This is a genomic window from Nocardia sp. NPDC059177 (assembly GCF_042755165.1).
Classification (GTDB): domain Bacteria; phylum Actinomycetota; class Actinomycetes; order Mycobacteriales; family Mycobacteriaceae; genus Nocardia.
In genome coordinates this window covers 133,043-148,935 of sequence record NZ_JBHZBX010000008.1, presented here as the reverse complement: position 1 = coordinate 148,935, position 15,893 = coordinate 133,043, and the positions used below count along the sequence as shown (strand labels likewise).

The window sequence follows — 15,893 nt, the reverse complement described above, 5'->3', positions numbered from 1 at the left end:
CGCGGTCAGCCACGCACAGCGGCCATCGCCGGCGCCGGCTCGACCGGCTCGGCCTCGACGGCGGCTTCGGCGTCGATGGTCGACTCCGCCGAGGTCTCCCGCATGAAATAGTAGGTGAGCAGCGAGATCGCGACACATCCGGCGACATAGAAGAAGTACAGCGACTCGAGCCCGGCCTTCTTCAACGCCAGCGCGATCATCTCGGCGGTGCCGCCGAACACGGCGACGGTGAGCGCGTAGGGCAGGCCGACGCCGAGTGCGCGGATCTTGGTCGGGAACAGTTCGGCCTTCACGATCGAGTTGATCGAGGTGTAACCGGTGACGATCACCAGCGCGGTCATCATCAGGCCGAAGGCCGCGAACGGGTTGGCCGTGTGCGCGAGCGCCGACATGATCGGCACCGTCAGCAGCGTGCCGGCCACACCGAAGAAGATGAGCAGCTTGCGGCGGCCGATCCGGTCCGACAGCCCGCCGGCGATCGGCTGCAGCACCACGAAGATGAGCAGCGCGGCGAAGTTGATCCAGGCCACGGTGTCCTTGGAGATGCCCGAGGTGTTGATCATGAACTTCTGCATGTAGGTCGTGTAGGTGTAGAACGCGACCGTGCCGCCCATGGTCAGGCCCACCACCAGCAGGCATTCCCTGGGGTACTGCAGCAGCACCCGCAGCGATCCGCGCGAGCTGCTCGCGGCCGCGGCGGGGGACTCGGAGGCGTCCGCCACGGCCTTGAACGAGTCGGATTCGTCCATGCCCCGGCGCAGCAGCATCACCACGATCGCGCCGCAGGCGCCGATCAGGAACGGAATGCGCCAGCCCCAGCTGTACATCTGCTCGGCGGTGAGCACCTGCTGCAGGATGATCTGCACGCCGAGGGCGGTGAGCTGCCCCGCGACCAGGGTCACGTACTGGAAGCTGGAGTAGAAGCCGCGCCTGCCCGGAGACGCCACCTCCGACAGGTACGTGGCGCTGGTGGCGTACTCGCCGCCGACCGAGAGGCCCTGCAGCAGCCGCGCCATGAGCAGCAGCACCGGCGCCGCGATGCCGATGGTGCCGAATCCGGGTGTCACCGCGATCATCAGCGATCCGGCGGCCATCACGGTGACCGACAGGGTGAGCGCGGCGCGGCGGCCGAAGCGGTCGGCGTAACGTCCCAGCGCCCAGCCACCGATCGGGCGCATGATGAACCCGACCGCGAAAACCGCCGCCGTCGAAAGCAATTGCGCGGTGGGATCACCGTCGGGGAAGAACGCCTTCGCGAAGTACACGCTGAACGCGGCGTAGACGTACCAGTCGTACCACTCGACGAGGTTGCCGATCGAGCCGCGCAGCACGTTCGCCACCACTCGCCGTTCACCACCGACTGCCGGTGTCGTTGTCACCTTGGACCTCCTGTATCAGCGCGGCAATGCGCTGTCGGAGACCACTGTGTCGGCTGTCACAGGCCGCGCGGAAGCCGCGCGGGAGGTTCCTAACGTTCCCTTAGGACGATCACAGCGAGCGGTGGATGGTGACCGTCAGGTTCTTCATGATCGGCTGGTCGCTCTGCGTGCTGTAGTCGCCGATCGCGCACAACACATTGAGTTCGGGCATGTAACCCGCCGCGCAACCGCGGGGGATGTTGTAGGGGACGACCTTGTAGTTGTGGACCGATCGGGTGGTGCCGTCGCGGGCGATGCTGGTGATGTCGGCCTCGTCGAATTCCGCGAGACCGCGCTCGCGCATGTCGTCGCGATTCATGAAGACCAGGGTGCGCAGGTTCTTGATGCCGCGATATCGGTCGTTGTCGGAGTAGATGGTGGTGTTCCACTGGTCGTGCGAGCGCACCGTCGCCAGCGAGAGTGTGCCGGGCTCGCGGGTCAGATCCGGCAGGCTCGCCGCCGAGAACTCCGCCCGGCCCGACGGGGTGAGGAAGACGAGTTCGCGCGCGGGCTGCTTGATCCGGAAGCCCAGCGGCAGCCGCACCCGCCGGTTGAAATCCTCGAAACCGTCGAGCACCTGGGACATGGTGTCGCGGATCCGGTCGTAGTCCTCGACATAGTGCGTCCAGGGCGTCGTGCTGTCGGGCAGGGCCGCACCGGCGATGCCTGCGACGATGGCGGGTTCGGACAGCAGATGCGGTGAGGCGGGCTTCTTCATGCCCTTCGACAAATGCACCATGGCCATCGAATCCTCCACGGAGGTCTGCTGTAAGCCGCCGCGCTGGATGTCTTTCTCGGTGCGTCCCAGGCACGGCAGGATCAAGGCGCGCTTGCCGTGCACGAGGTGGCTGCGGTTGAGTTTGGTGCTCACCTGAACGGTCAGCTCGCAGCTGCGCAATGCGTCGAAGGTGTAGGCGGTGTCGGGTGCGGCGAGCGCGAAATTGCCGCCCATGGCCAGGAAGACCTTCAGCTTCCCGGCCCGCATCGCCTCGATGGTGCCCACGACGTCGTAGCCGTCGTGGCGTGGCGAGGTGATGCCACAGACCTCGTCGAGCCGGTCGAGGAAACGGGCGGGCGGTTTGTTGTCGATGCCGCAGGTCCGGTTGCCCTGCACATTGCTGTGCCCGCGCACCGGTGACGGGCCTGCGCCTTCCCGGCCGAGGTTGCCGCGCAGCAACAGCAGGTTCACGATCTCGCGGATGGTGTCGACGCCGTGCTCGTGCTGGGTCACGCCCAGGCACCAGCTGATGATGCTGCGGTCCGCGTCGCAGTACACGCGCGCGGCCTGGCGCGCCTCGGCTTCGGTGAGCGCCGACTGCTCCTCGATCAGTTTCCACGGGGTGGCTTCGACCACGGCACGGTATCGGTCGAATCCTACTGTGTAGCGCTCGATGAACTGCCGATCCAGCGCCTTGGGGTCGGACTCCGATTCCTCGAACACCGCCTTCGCGATGCCGCGGATCAGGGCGAAGTCACCGCCGATGCGCGGCTGCAGGTTCAGCGTCGAGGTCTTGGTGGCGTGGAAGGTGGCCATGTTCCGGAACTCGTGCGGGATGATCGTGCGGGTCGCCCCGGCCTCGACCAGCGGGTTGATGTGCACGATCTGCGCGCCGCGCCGGTCGGCCTCGGCCAGCGCCGTCAGCATGCGTGGCGCGTTGGACGCGGCGTTGACGCCCATGATGAACAGGGCATCGGTGGTTTCCCAGTCCGCGAGGTCGCAGGTTCCCTTGCCGGTTCCCAATGCGGCCTGCAACGCGCGCCCACTCGCTTCGTGGCACATGTTCGAGCAGTCGGGCAGATTGTTGGTGCCGAGCTCGCGCGCCATCAGCTGATAGAGGAAGGTCGCTTCGTTGCCGAGCCGGCCCGAGGTGTAGAAGGCGGCAGCATCGGGGTCGTCGAGCTCGCGCAACGCCGTGCCGGCCAGGTCGAAGGCGTCGGCCCAGCTGATCGGCACGTAGTGATCGGTCGCCGGGTCGTAGCTCATCGGCTCGGTGAGCCTGCCCTGGTTCTCGAGGTCGTGCTCGCTCCAGGTCGACAGCTCCGAGACCGTGTGCCGGGCGAAGAATTCGCGTCCGACCCGCTTGTGCGTCATCTCCCAGGTGACATGTTTGATGCCGTTCTCGCAGATGTCGAGATGGATGCCCTTGATCGAATCGGGCCACGCGCAGCCGGGGCAGTCGAAACCGCCGTTCTCGTGGTTCATCTTGACGATGGCACGCGTGCCGAGCAGTGGTTCCTTCTCCTGGCCGATCATGAATTCGGTGACCGATTTCGCGGCACCCCAGCCCGCGGCCGGATGGTGATACGGCGCGAACTCGGGGTCTGACCCGTCGGCGGCTGTCGACTCGTCCATATCGCTCCTCGGGTGGTGAGGGTGCAGATGGATTGTAGGTGGAAGTCAGGCCTTGTCGGCCGCGGTCTTGCGTGGGCGCGCCGCGGTGGTCTTGCTCGTGGTGGACTTCTTCGCTGCCTGCTTCTTCGGCTTCGCGGGGGGTGGTGTGCTGATGCCGTGGACGAGCAGCGGGACGATCGCCGAGCGGACGAACGAGCGGGCCTGTTCCTCGTCGTCGAAATCGATGCCGCCCGTCGGGGTGAGCATGAGGGAATGTGCCAGGCGGGCAAGGAGTTCGGCGACCGGGCGGGGATCGTAGGGCGCGAGATCGCCGCGCTTCTGGCCCCGGCGGGCGAAGTCGGTGATATAGACGATGCCGACCTCGACCATCTGCTGACCACGCACCGTGTAGAAGGTCATGGCCTCCTCCGGTTCGACGCTCATCAGCCGCGGGACCTGGAACGGCGCGGACGTGCATTTCGAGAAGGAGTTCTCCAGCTGGTGCGCGATGGAGAACGCCGCCAAGGACGTCTACCGATTCTGATCCCGACGTCCTGACCTAACCGGAAGGCGGCCCCGGCCATCGCGGCCGGGGCCGCCGACCGCACCCCACTACCGCCAGGCGGAAGCATGCGAGCACAGGCAATTCTCCGACGCGCCCTGCGGGCACCGAACCGCGACGCCACGATGTCGCTGACCGACCACCTCTACGAGCTGCGCCGCAGGCTGCTCATCGCCCTGGTGGCGATCGCCGTGACGAGCACCGCCGGATTCGTCTGGTACTCCCACGGATTCCTCGGCGTGACTTCACTGGGCGATGTCCTGCGCGGACCGTATTGCGCCCTGCCACCGGAATCCCGGGCCGTGCTCACCGGCGACGGCAGCTGCCGGCTGCTCGCGACCGGTCCGTTCGAGCAGTTCATGCTCCGCCTGAAGGTCGCCTGTACCGCAGGCATCGTGCTGGCCGTGCCGATCTGGCTGCACCAGGTGTGGGCCTTCATCACCCCGGGCCTGCGGCAGCGGGAACGCCGCTACCTGATCGCGTTCGTCGGCAGCGGCAGTGTGTTGTTCGTGGCGGGTGCTGTCCTCGCCTACGTCGTCGTCGCCCACGCGCTGGACTTTCTGCTCAGCATCGGTGACGAGGTCCAGACCACCGCCCTGAGCGGTACGCAGTACTTCGGCTTCATCGTCCAGCTGCTGGTGATCTTCGGCGTCAGCTTCCAGACACCGGTCCTGATCATCGGCCTGAACCTGATCGGCGTCTTGACCTACGCCAAACTGAAGGAATGGCGCCGGGGCGCGACTTTCGGCATGTTCGTCTTCGCCGCGGTGGTCACCCCCCAGGACCCGTTCTCCATGCTGGCCCTCGCCCTCGCCCTCACCGTCCTGTTCGAGATCGCCGTCCAGGTCGCCCGCCTCAACGACACCCGCCGAGCCGCCCGCGAAGCCGCCGACCTCGCCGCCTTCATCGACGACCAGGCCTCCTTCCTCACCACCCCCGACCCCATCACCCCACCGGAACCCCTCCGACCCGAGTAGGCGCGATCGCCCACCTGGTGGCGCGCACCGTCACTACCGCGACCGAGTACCAGCAGAGTTGCGCTACCGGACCCCGAAGTTGAGTGGACCAGGGGTCCAGTGCGCGGAGCGTTCGACGGTGACGGTGTCGAGTCGTGCCGGTGTCGCGGTCGGGTCGAACGGTACGAGCCGGTGGATCTCGCCCCAGTTGCGTTTCCAGTCGTCCCGCAGATAGGAAGGCAGCACTTCGGCGCGGGTCACGAGTTCGGTGTAGCCGAGCGGGCCGCCGGAGGAGTGGCTCTGCCAGTTGCTGGTCATGATCGCCGCCGAGAACTCGGGAAGGATGCGGTATTCGGGGATTTCGGCCACGCCGTAGCGGTGCTGCATCGGCTGCTGGCAGGGGAACTGCAAGCCGACGAGCCAATCGAGGAGCACCGGTCGGGTGTGGCCGACCAATTCGTCGAGGGTACGCAGCTCGGGCACCCGTGGCGGGGTCACGGCGACCCACTGCTCCGCGTCGGAACTGTCGACGGTGGCGACGATGCGAACGGTGTCGGCGTGAGGCGGCAACTGCCCCAACGCGACCCGGAGATTGCGCCAGGACGGCTGAAGCACGCTGACGTCGTCCGGGATGATTCGGCCGAGCGGCTGCACCCCGGTCATGTGCGTGGTGCCGTATTCGATCTGCACGCTCTGACCGTGCACGGGAAGGCCGTCGATATCGGTGCCGGCGATGCGACCAGCGGCGGCGATCGCGAGAATCTGTCCGCGGCTACCACCGGAGTCGGGTGCCGGGAGCCGATACCAGCCGGAGACAAGCGTTTTGGTGACACCCGGGCTGCCGTAGCTGCCGAGCACCGGTGTCGTGGCTGGATCCAGCCCGAACGGGAGCGCGATCGTGCTGCCGTTGATGCCGTGGCGGCCTGCCCCGTCGGGCGCACCACTGCCGGCCGAGCCGGATTCGGTGGTGGTTCCCGCACTGCCGAGCGATTGGCCGACCGAAGCCGCGGCGGCGTCGGAGGCATCGGGGACCAGGTCGTTGGTATTGACGCCGTTGGGCGTGAATCCCTCGGCCGCCACGCCCAGGGCGGTGGCTCGGTCGCCGGACAGCGGTGGCAGCATCCCGGCATTCGGATCGGGCTCGACCAGAACCTCGTCGGCGAGCGCGCACGGTGAGCCGGCGAGCGCGGAGAGGTTCGACTTCGCCAGTGAATACGCCGGATACTGATCGATTCCGGCCTTGACGAACGACGCGACCTCGAAGGCCACCACCAGTCCGGCCACGATGGTCAGCACCGGAATGCGACGGTGTGTCCGGTGTTCCCGAGTGCGGAACGGTTCGCGGATATGCAACCAGCCCGCGTACCCGAGCAGGGCGAGCGCGACGACGAGCAGGGTGGTACCCGCGCCGATGCCGTTGACCGAGATCGGCTTGTCCCACCACGGTATTCCGTAGCTGGCGACATACCACCAGCTGTTCGAGCTGGTGAATGCCAGCGCCGACACCGCCGTGACGAGGGCCGCGAACAGCGCACGGTTGCGAGGTGATCGCACGACCCGGGGGCCCGCGGCGACTGCTGCGACGACCGCGACCGCGCCAGCGAGCCCGGCGAAGACACCGAAGTGATGGGTGAACTTCGTCGGCGAGAGCGCCATCAACGGAATCGTGGCGATGGTGGTGCCCAGAATGCGGCGCGTGGGACCGGCTGCCAGACCGGGGATTCGGCCGCCGTGGCGCAACAGCGCCAGCACTGAAACCGCCAATGCCAGGAAGAGCAGCAGCATGGCGAATCGGCGGGCCATGGAACCGTCGGGGCCGGTCTGGAACAGGGATTGGTAGACGAAAGTTTCGTCGTACCACGGCATAATCGGTCCGACCACGGCGTGCGCGTCACTCATCGCCGTCACTTCGGCGATGGGCTGGCCGGCGAACACGATGGCAAGAATCGAGACACCGACCGCCCCCGCCGGAGCCAACAGCGCCAGGTATCCGACGCGACGAGCCCGCTCGACGATGATCTGCACGAGTGGGCGGGCACCGGCGAGCAGGGCCGCGAAACAGATCACCCCTGCGGGATTGGTGACAACCGCCAACGCGGCCGGGAGCAGCGCGACAGCGGCGGGCGCGAGCCGCCGTGTCGCCAGCGCGCGCTCCATCGACACCCAGGTCAGCAAGACGCCGAGGGCGACAGCGGGTTCGGGGCGCAGTCCGTTGTTGTACGGCAGCCAGAAGGCGAGCAGCGCCAGGCCACCGGCCCAGATCGCCGCCTTCTCGCGCCGCGCGGCGATACCCAGTCGCGGTACCACCTCGCGACTGATCAGCAACCAGCACACGATCCCGAAGACCAACTCCGGCAATCGCACCACGATGCTCGCGGTCGACAGCTGTGCCAGCCAGCCGATGACGAGGTCGTAGGGAATTCCGATCGGTGTCTCGGGCACCCCGAAATAGGCGAAGTAGTTCGCCAGATATCCTGCGTGCCCGGCAGTTCGGGCCATGCCGAGGATATAGCCGTCATCGGCAGTACCGGCACCGATGAAATACCACACGATCAGGGTGCCGACCACGATCCCGTCGACAAACCGGGGCCGCCACCAGCGCTGCGGCAGGACCCGGCGGTTGCGGCGCCCGTCGAGACAATCGAGGCGATGCAAGGCGAACAGCGCCAGCGCGGCGGCGAACACGACACCGATGATCGCGATCAGCTTGAGCACCGTCGGTGCGGTCGTGAACCGGGAATCGATCTCCACCTCGGTTCGCATGCCGGCCGGAACCTCACCGGCGAGATCGGTGAATATCCCGACCAGTTGCGGACGGAAATCGCCGTCGACGATCACGGGATCGACACCACTGACCTCGACAGTGGTTCGGGCACTGGTGGATACGATCGCTACCCGACAATCGCGGGCGAGATCCGTCACGGCCGTATCGACCAGTGTCTTGTCGCGCAAGACGACCTGAAGACGACTACCTGCCTCAGCCGGCGAGACGAGCACGTTCAAGCCGTAATGCCACGCCTGTCCGGAGGCCGGGGGCACCGTCGCGAACAAGTACCCGCCCTGGGCAGGCAATGCCGAAGTCGCGCTGCACGGAATCGTCGCGTCGACGCTGACCGGCGAATAGGACACCAGCGGCGACGTCACACTGGTCGCGCGACCGTCCTGCGGCCACGAGAAAGACGCCTGTTGCTGTTGCACGGGAAGCAGCGGCACCGCAATCGCGAGCAGCACACCGACAATTCCCGCGACAATCGCGACAATTCGCCACGAACGGCCAGATTCTTGCTGCTGTTCCTGGGAATCGAATGGTTGATCGTCGGACGGCCGCCGTCGGCTGAGCAACAAGGTCACGATTTCCGATCCTAGCCAGCCGTCCAAGCCACGTCGGATTGCCCCGAATTTCCTCTGCGGCAGCATGCTTCGAACTGGGTGAGTCACCCGAAATGAATCTTCCGGCCTGCGGTGTCACGTTTCCTGCGGGGAGGTGTCGGGGGCGGGTGGCAGAATTCCGGAGGTGGGAACGATGTCATCGCCGGAGTGGGTCAGCCGGTATCGGGACGGTCAGCGGGAACAGGTGTGGCACGAACTGCGTCAGTTGGGTGGCGTGGTCGATGCCGGCCTGGCTCGGGAGGCCCAGTTGGTGTGTGACGAGATGGCGTTGCGGGCGCGGCGCAATATCGAGGTGATTGTCGATCGGCAACCGGTGGACGGTCACTATTCGAACTGTGCAGTATTCGTTTCGTTCTGGGCTCAAGTGACGCAGTCGAACCATTCCGGCCAGCCCAGTTGGTCCACTCGATGATGCGGCCGATGCTTGTGCCGGAGGGGTCGGCTAGGGCGGAGGAGCGCATCTGGCCAGCCAGGTCGGCCGACGCCGGTAACGGACCAGCATCATCTTGGAAGAGTGTCTGTCAATTTGCCTGAAATGTGCCGAACGTATGTTCGACTGGATGCGGGGGTGATTCACCAGCGTTGCTGGATTGCTCTCAACGGCAATGTTTTTCGCTCGACAGGGAGGGTTGGCATGCTTCTACCTCGAATTTCGCGCCGAGACCGGTCCGGGCGTAGCTCGCCACCGAGGTATGCGGTCGCGTTTGCTGTGGCAGTTCTGGCGGTTTCCGGGACGGTCGCTGTCGGGACTGTTGCGGCGCAGCCGTCCATCACAAGCCCGTCCTCACCGCCGGCGCCCGCACCGTCGCAGGTGGAGCGCAAGCCCAGCGATGGAGCATGGACTCCCACCGAAAACCCCAACGCGGCTGTCGTTCCTGGCGAGATGCGCTCAGACCGCGAGAACGTACCGGGCGGATTCTCCAAGGCCGACGCCGACAAGGCCGAGACGATGGAGGCCAAGGCGCAGCAGGGCGGCCCAGCCCTCGCGGCCGCGGACTGTCAGGTCTACTGGCCAGCGCCCTACGAAGTGTGCGGGGCGATCAAGGACAAATACAACGAGCTCGGCGGGCCGAACAGCTTTCTGTTGTGGCCCACGACCAATGAACTGACTCAGCCCGACGGAATTGGGAAACGAACCGTTTTCACTAACGGTCCCATCTTCTGGTCGCCATGGGGCGGTGCACACCCGGTCGTGAACCACTTCTATGCCTGCTGGCAACGCAACGGCTGGGAACAAGGCGTGCTCGGGTATCCGACGTCGGACGAGATCGTCAACCCCGACGGTCTCGGCCGTCGCCAGTACTTCGACGGCGGCACCATCTACTGGAAACTCAACGAAGCCTATTTCGTCGGCGGCGCGATCCGTGACAAGTGGGGCGAAACCGGCTGGGAAGGTGGCTGGCTGGGCTACCCGACCTCCGACGAGACCGTCTTGCCCGACGGGCAAGGCCGGATGAACAAGTTCGAACACGGCCGCATCTACTGGTCACCGTCGACCGGCGCGCACCCGGTCGCCGGCCAGATCGAAATCGAATGGGGCAGTGAACAGTACGAGTCCGGCATGTTCGGATACCCGATCGGTGACGAACGAGGAACCACCGCTTTCGCCGACGGCCGTGAGCAGGATTTCCAGCAAGGCACCATTCGTGTGCCGAACCCGCTAAGCGGCGGCGACGATGCCGACGAGGATGCCGTCACCGAGCCCGGCCCCGGCGGCACGGACTACGCGCCCAACGCGAGCTGGCGCACCGGGTTGTCACCGCGCTCGGGCAGTTCGCAATGGAATCGGTGTCGCGATGACACCGTTCCCGACACCGGCGAGGTCTTCCTCTGCGCGGGTCCGGGCTACACCGACACACCGCCGGCAACGGCGCCAGCGCCTCCCCAGGCACTTGATGAGCCCATCAGCCTGAAACCGGGCTGTGACAAGGACTATGAGTCCAAACGCCAGGAAGCCTTAGCTGGTGCCGATCTGACCACACCGTACTGGCAGATCGATCGTCTCTACGCGTGTGGAGTCAACCCGAACACCGTGGTGGTGCGTGACCCGCAGGGCAAGATCATCGGCACGGCATCGGGCAAACTGGAACAGGAGCTCATCACTCGCGGGGATACCAGGTCGACGCAGTACCGGGTGCGGTTCACCGTCGAGAAGATGTCGGCCAGTGTGATCACGGTGACGGGCAATCTCGCGTGTAGCGCCCCCACATGCTCGGTGACCGTCCACGACGAGATCGTGAACGAACCTCTGGTGCTCGGAGGCTCGATCTTCGGCTTCTACGAGTTCGGGCCGGGAGTGCTGTCCCCCGGTCAGATCTTGATGCTGGCCACCTACACAGAGCTCCAGTGGAACACGCCAGGAGGTCAGGACACATTTCCCGGAAGCGGAAAGACCTCAGCGGTCACGCCGGACATCCGATGCGACGACGACCGAGGCGTCCCCGGAATCTCCGCCAGCTTGCCGAGCCAAGGGTGCGTATTCCCCGACCGTGACGCGGTCATGGACTTCGCCTCGATCCCGGACCTGGCGACGATCGCCGACCACGTCCGGAGAGCGCAGCAATCCGGATTGCCTGGTGCTCCCAGGCTGTACTACACAGGTCCGCTGACCCGAATGACCAACTTCACCGAACGAGAGCGCAACGGCAACCGAGCTTGCCCCTCCGGCCGGTACTCGACACCGGGGTTCTCCTGTGACGAGTATCCGTTCCGGTCGACGAACCAAGGAGCGGCGCAACCGCCGGGCGCGGTATTGCCGCCGAACGGTCGGACATTCCCGGGCTGCCAGATCACCGATCCGCCGCGCGTAGAGCCGTCGCGGACGGGGCCGTCAGGTTACAGCGTGTGTATGGTGCCGACAACGCCCATCGATGCCAACGGTGAACAGGCCAAGGTCATCGCGAGGTTCTATTACTACAATCGCATCAAGGACGGAGAACAGTTCTTCGTAAGGGCCGATCCTGCAATGTGAACGGAGGTAGGGACTGTGGCGAGGTCGACTGACATCATCGATTACGACGGTGGCGCGTTCTACCTGCTCGACAATCAATTGAGCGACCAGACGGACACGATCACCGCGATCGCTGGAGGTCGACTTCGTCCCGGCACCGGCGCGCTCGCTATCAAGACCTCCGAGGATCGAAGTCGAGGGAATCTGGGTCGAGTCAGCGTCGAAGTCGGCGACGGGCAATTCCCACCCGAGCCGACCGATGCCGAGTTCATCGACGAGATCAGTTACTCCACCGAGCTCGGCAGCCAGCGCATCGGTGACTGCTACTTCGCAGAATGCCGCGGCGAACTCAACGGCACGCTCACCCCGCCTGGTCCGGCTCGGATACATGTGCGGCTCTACCAGGTCCCAGGTCCACACGAGCCGTTTCACGCGAGTGCGCCGGGATACGAGTCACGAATGGTGCCGGTCAACGAGCATCTGCTTCTGCATCTGTGGTCGGAACCGAGCGCCTGACGCCGGCGAATCTGAAAGGCTGGCACGCGGGCGATTGAACGACAGGGGCTGCGCCTGAAAGGTCGATGCACTCCCGGCGGCCCTGACTCATCGAGTCAGGGCCGTTGTTCGAACGGTGCGGGATTAGTTTGGGTTTCGGCTCGGGTGGCGAGGTAGTCGAGCCAGTTGCGTTTGGCCCAGTTGGTCCATTCGACGGCGTTGCCGATGCTTGTGCCGGTGAGGTCGGCCAGGACGGACGCGGGTAGGTGGCTGGCCAGGGCGTAGCGAGCGCTGTTGCGGCCGTCTCGGACGGTGATGCCGTGCTGGTTGAGCATTTTCCCGAAGGTTGGGCGTGCGATCGGCCGTGACGGGTAGCGGCCTGGGAACAGCCAGGGCGAGCCGCCGACGGCGCGGTTCATCCGCCACTGGCTGCCGGGTTGGTCTCGCAGTTGTCGGATCAGGATGGCCAGTTTGGGTGGCAGCTCGAGTTGGTGGGAGTCGATCGCGAGCCGGACCCGGGTGCCGTCGTCGTCGAGGTCTGTGCGCGACAGGTGGGCTACGAGTGTTCCTCGCAACCCGAACAGCAGGATCAGTGCTCCGGCGACGCGCACAGGCACCGGTAGCGCGGTGTCGTTGATGCATCGGGTCAGCTGTCCGCGCCGTTCGGTTTCGTCGAGGAAGCCGACGGGTTCGTGGCTGGATCTGCTGGGGACGGTGAGGTCGGCGGCGAGGCCGCGGGTTACCGCCCAGCTGATGAACGCGCCGACATTGAGGCGCGTGGTCGCGCCCTGGCTCAACCAGTGCTCGAGTTCGCCCTGGGTGAGGGTGGCGAGGGTGAGGTGTTGGTCGTCGATCCAGGTGAGTAGTTCCATCGCCCGGCGTAGCCGTGACCGGAGGAAGTCGGCGGAGCTGCGGGTTTGTCGGCCGTACTGGCGGGCGCGGCGCAGCAAGTACCAATGGACGAATGGGCTGAGTAGCTGGCGGTGGTGTGCGGGTGTCGCGGCGACGATGGTGTCGGCCCAGGCAGGGATGGCTTCGATGTATTCGCTTCGGGCGGGCAGGATTTCGATGGTGACCAGTAGCTCGCGGATGTAGTCGCCGGCCGGGGTGGATGGTCTCGCGTCGAGGGTGGCATGGGTGATGGGTTCGTTCGCGGCGGCCAGTTCGGCGAGTAGTGCGGGGGCCTGGCTTCTTTGCAGCCAGAACAGCATGCTGCGGGCGTTGTCGGTGTTGATCAGTGCGTTGCGGATCGGTTCGATGTGGGCGGGGATCGTGGTGTCGGGCCGGGCCAGCAGCGCGTCGACCTGTTCGGTGAGGACGCAGCGGGCGCACTGGTTCGCGCGGTAGAGCTCGCCGCTGGCGCCGCAGTGGTGGCAGGCGAAGACGATGTCGACGCCGACGCAGGGTCCGCAGACCCTGACCCCGGCGGTTCCGCGTCCGATCAGGGGGCGGCGTTGGTGGCAGTCCGGGCATTCGGTGGGTTCGTTGCGCACCTGGCTGTAGCAGTTCAGACAGACCGGGCCCAGCGGCCATGTGGCGTGGGCGGGGCGGTCGTTGGCGCAGATTCCGCAGCGGTGGAGGGGCATGTCGCGGCAGGTGACGCAGACCGGTGCGCCGCTGCGGATCCGGGTGCAGGGCCGGACGCGATCGCAGACCGTGCACAGCGCGGGCCGCCGGTGGGTGCAGTTGTTGCAGATGTCGGGTTCGGTCTCGGTGGCCCGTCGTCCGATGACCCCGATTCGTCCGCACCTCCCGCAGAGCCGTTCGGGCGAGCGGTAGCAGCGCTTGCAAATTGCGGCACCGTCGGGGCCGCGGCGGTGCGCGGGCGCGGAGGTCCCACAGCGAGAGCAGGTGTGCCTTGGAGCGTGGTGGCAGGCCGAACATCGCGCGGTGCCGTCGTCGAGCCGATATGCGGCGGGCCGCAGGCGCCCGCAGCCGCCGCATTCGGTGCGGGCGCGGGGATCTCGGCGGTAACAACGCTCGCAGACGCGCCCGGCGGAGGTCGTCAACGGCAACACCGGTTTGCGTGCCGAGCAGACGCTACAGCGTGGAGCGGTGACGGTGTCGTAGCCGAGTTCGATCAGGTGATTGGCCAGCCGTATCAGCCCGGCGGGGACGTCGGCGGCGGGCCGGGCGAGGATGTGCGGGTCGGTCAACGTGGTGGGAAATCGGGTCAGGTAGGTCTCGAACGGGCGCGGCATCCGCAGGCCGCCGGTGTGATCGAGCGCGGTGTGTGCGGTCTCGGTGTCGAGGCCGTCGACGGCCTCGGCGAGCCGGGTGATGAGCCGCTGTCGGACCACGTCGGTCGGCTCGGTCAGTCCTCGGCGGGTCACGACAGGTTCGGTCGCCGGATCGTCGTGCGGCGCGGCACGGGTTTGGTGGCGGGCGCCTGGTCGGCGGTCTTGGCGACCTCGGCGTTGACGGTGGTGACCTCGATGAGGTCGTTGGGGGTGCAGGCGAGGATGTCGCACAGGGCTGCCAGGGTGTCCATCGACAGCCGTTGTGGGTCCTGGGTGACCAGCCGGAACACCTGCTCGCGGGAGAGGTGGATGCCGCGTTCGGCCAGGTATGGGACCAGGTCCGAGGTTTGGAACATGCCCTTCTCGGCCATTTTCAGCCGCAGGTGCCAGGTGATTCCCATCTTGCGGATCATCGACTCACTCCTCCCAGAGTTCGGCGTGCTGGGCCCGGATCGCTCTGGCGAGCAACCGGTTTCGGTATTCGTCGGAGACGCCGGTGTAGATCGCGGTCGTCGCGGCGTAGGCGTGACCGACCTGTTCGGAGACGAACCGCTCGGGGTAGCCGAACTCGATCAGGTGGGTGACGTAGGAGTGGCGCAGGCTGTGCAGGTCCAGTTCCTCGGGCAACTCGGCGTCGACGCGGGCCTGCACGAACGCATTGTTGATGGCCCGCTTGGACAGCCGCCCGCAGCGCTCGTTCACGAACAGAGCGGGATGGTTTCCTGGTGCGAACACAGGCCGCACCTCCTCCATCCAGTGCTCGAGTTCATCGACTATCCAGTCCATTTCTGGGACCGTGAGCACGGTGCGCCGCTTGGGCGGACTGCCCTTGGAGGACTTGCCCCACCGCACGAATAGGCCGCCGACGCCTCCGAACTGAGGTGCTTTCGGGTTGCGACGCAGGTCGGCCAGGTCCAGCCCCCAGGCTTCACGCCGGCGCAGCCCGTAGGCGTAGACCGTTTTGAGCGCCGTTGCGTCGCGCATCGCGGCGAGCGCACCCTTGCGGCCGCGCGACCGGATCGTGTCGACGCGAGCATCGGCGGCGTCGAAGAGGGCTTGGACCTCGTCGTAGGTCAGCGGACGGCGGCCGGGACGGCCCTCGTAGTCGCTGACATGGGCGACCATGTTCCATTCGCCGAGCAGCTGACGTGGCGCTTCACCGAAACGGTCGAGGCAGATCCTGGTCCAGCCGTAGCGGGCGTCGGTGACGTATTCGAGGAACAATTTCAGCTCGATCAGATAGCCGCGCCCAGTCGACATCGCGATTGGTCTCGCGCCGCTGCGCAGGCTGTCGATGAAGGCTTCCAGTTCGGCGTAGTTCCATTGCCATGGATACAGATTCGAGAACTCGACCACTCGCTGCACGAGTCGCAGGCGACCGTTGATCGTGTCGGCTTTGAGGAACCGGACCCGTTGCTGACGGGCCCAGCCTTCGAGCATCGCCTCGTGGACCGCCGCGGCGGGGTCCAGGTGTGCGACACCGTCGACGAGGACCAGATGGGCCGCGCCGGGAACGTCGATTCGCTCCGCCATGATGTTGCATCTAACAC

At 66.2% G+C, this 15,893-nt stretch carries 12 protein-coding genes; 5 read left to right on the top strand and 7 right to left on the bottom strand.

Annotated elements, in window-relative coordinates:
- Positions 1-5: 5 nt before the first annotated feature.
- From ACFXK0_RS12935 to ACFXK0_RS12925, 3 genes are all read right to left on the bottom strand, one after another.
- Complete coding sequence (locus ACFXK0_RS12935; protein ID WP_379410318.1) at positions 6-1,379, bottom strand: MFS transporter; 1,374 nt, start codon at positions 1,377-1,379, stop codon at positions 6-8.
- A gap of 109 nt (positions 1,380-1,488) precedes the next feature.
- Positions 1,489-3,771 carry an FdhF/YdeP family oxidoreductase gene (locus tag ACFXK0_RS12930; protein ID WP_379410317.1) on the bottom strand — a complete coding sequence of 761 codons (2,283 nt, stop codon included), beginning with the start codon at positions 3,769-3,771 and terminating at the stop codon, positions 1,489-1,491.
- Between the two features lie 45 nt (positions 3,772-3,816).
- Entirely contained in the window at positions 3,817-4,170 is a 354-nt protein-coding gene (locus ACFXK0_RS12925; protein ID WP_379410316.1) for a hypothetical protein, read from the bottom strand.
- On the opposite strand from ACFXK0_RS12925, the gene ACFXK0_RS12920 reads away from it, so the two are divergent.
- Positions 4,169-4,294 (top strand): hypothetical protein, encoded by a 126-nt coding sequence (locus ACFXK0_RS12920; protein ID WP_379410315.1) that lies wholly within the window; start codon positions 4,169-4,171, stop codon positions 4,292-4,294. The two genes, ACFXK0_RS12925 and ACFXK0_RS12920, sit on opposite strands and share 2 nt — an antisense overlap.
- Positions 4,295-4,380: 86 nt before the next feature.
- Positions 4,381-5,289 (top strand): twin-arginine translocase subunit TatC, encoded by a 909-nt coding sequence (tatC, locus tag ACFXK0_RS12915; RefSeq protein WP_379410314.1) that lies wholly within the window; start codon positions 4,381-4,383, stop codon positions 5,287-5,289.
- 63 nt (positions 5,290-5,352) lie between these two features.
- On the opposite strand, the gene ACFXK0_RS12910 is transcribed toward tatC, so the two are convergent.
- Positions 5,353-8,610 carry an arabinosyltransferase domain-containing protein gene (locus ACFXK0_RS12910; protein ID WP_379410433.1) on the bottom strand — a complete coding sequence of 1,086 codons (3,258 nt, stop codon included), beginning with the start codon at positions 8,608-8,610 and terminating at the stop codon, positions 5,353-5,355.
- Between the two features lie 181 nt (positions 8,611-8,791).
- Between ACFXK0_RS12910 and ACFXK0_RS12905 the strand changes: the two genes are divergently transcribed.
- From ACFXK0_RS12905 to ACFXK0_RS12895, 3 genes are all read left to right on the top strand, one after another.
- Entirely contained in the window at positions 8,792-9,070 is a 279-nt protein-coding gene (locus ACFXK0_RS12905) for a hypothetical protein (protein ID WP_379410313.1), read from the top strand.
- Between the two features lie 399 nt (positions 9,071-9,469).
- Positions 9,470-11,629 carry an LGFP repeat-containing protein gene (locus ACFXK0_RS12900; protein WP_379410312.1) on the top strand — a complete coding sequence of 720 codons (2,160 nt, stop codon included), beginning with the start codon at positions 9,470-9,472 and terminating at the stop codon, positions 11,627-11,629.
- Positions 11,630-11,644: 15 nt separating this feature from the next.
- Positions 11,645-12,124 (top strand): hypothetical protein, encoded by a 480-nt coding sequence (locus ACFXK0_RS12895; RefSeq protein ID WP_379410311.1) that lies wholly within the window; start codon positions 11,645-11,647, stop codon positions 12,122-12,124.
- Between the two features lie 95 nt (positions 12,125-12,219).
- On the opposite strand, the gene ACFXK0_RS12890 is transcribed toward ACFXK0_RS12895, so the two are convergent.
- Genes ACFXK0_RS12890 through ACFXK0_RS12880 form a run of 3 tightly spaced genes read right to left on the bottom strand, consistent with a single transcriptional unit; the run spans position 12,220 to position 15,876 of the window.
- The gene (locus ACFXK0_RS12890) at positions 12,220-14,436 is read right to left on the bottom strand and encodes a hypothetical protein (RefSeq protein WP_379410310.1); all 2,217 of its coding nucleotides are present in this window, start codon (positions 14,434-14,436) and stop codon (positions 12,220-12,222) included.
- Positions 14,433-14,756 (bottom strand): helix-turn-helix domain-containing protein, encoded by a 324-nt coding sequence (locus ACFXK0_RS12885; protein ID WP_379410309.1) that lies wholly within the window; start codon positions 14,754-14,756, stop codon positions 14,433-14,435. Before ACFXK0_RS12885 ends, ACFXK0_RS12890 begins: the two co-directional genes overlap by 4 nt.
- A gap of 4 nt (positions 14,757-14,760) precedes the next feature.
- The gene (locus ACFXK0_RS12880; RefSeq protein WP_379410308.1) at positions 14,761-15,876 is read right to left on the bottom strand and encodes a tyrosine-type recombinase/integrase; all 1,116 of its coding nucleotides are present in this window, start codon (positions 15,874-15,876) and stop codon (positions 14,761-14,763) included.
- Positions 15,877-15,893: the final 17 nt, after the last annotated feature.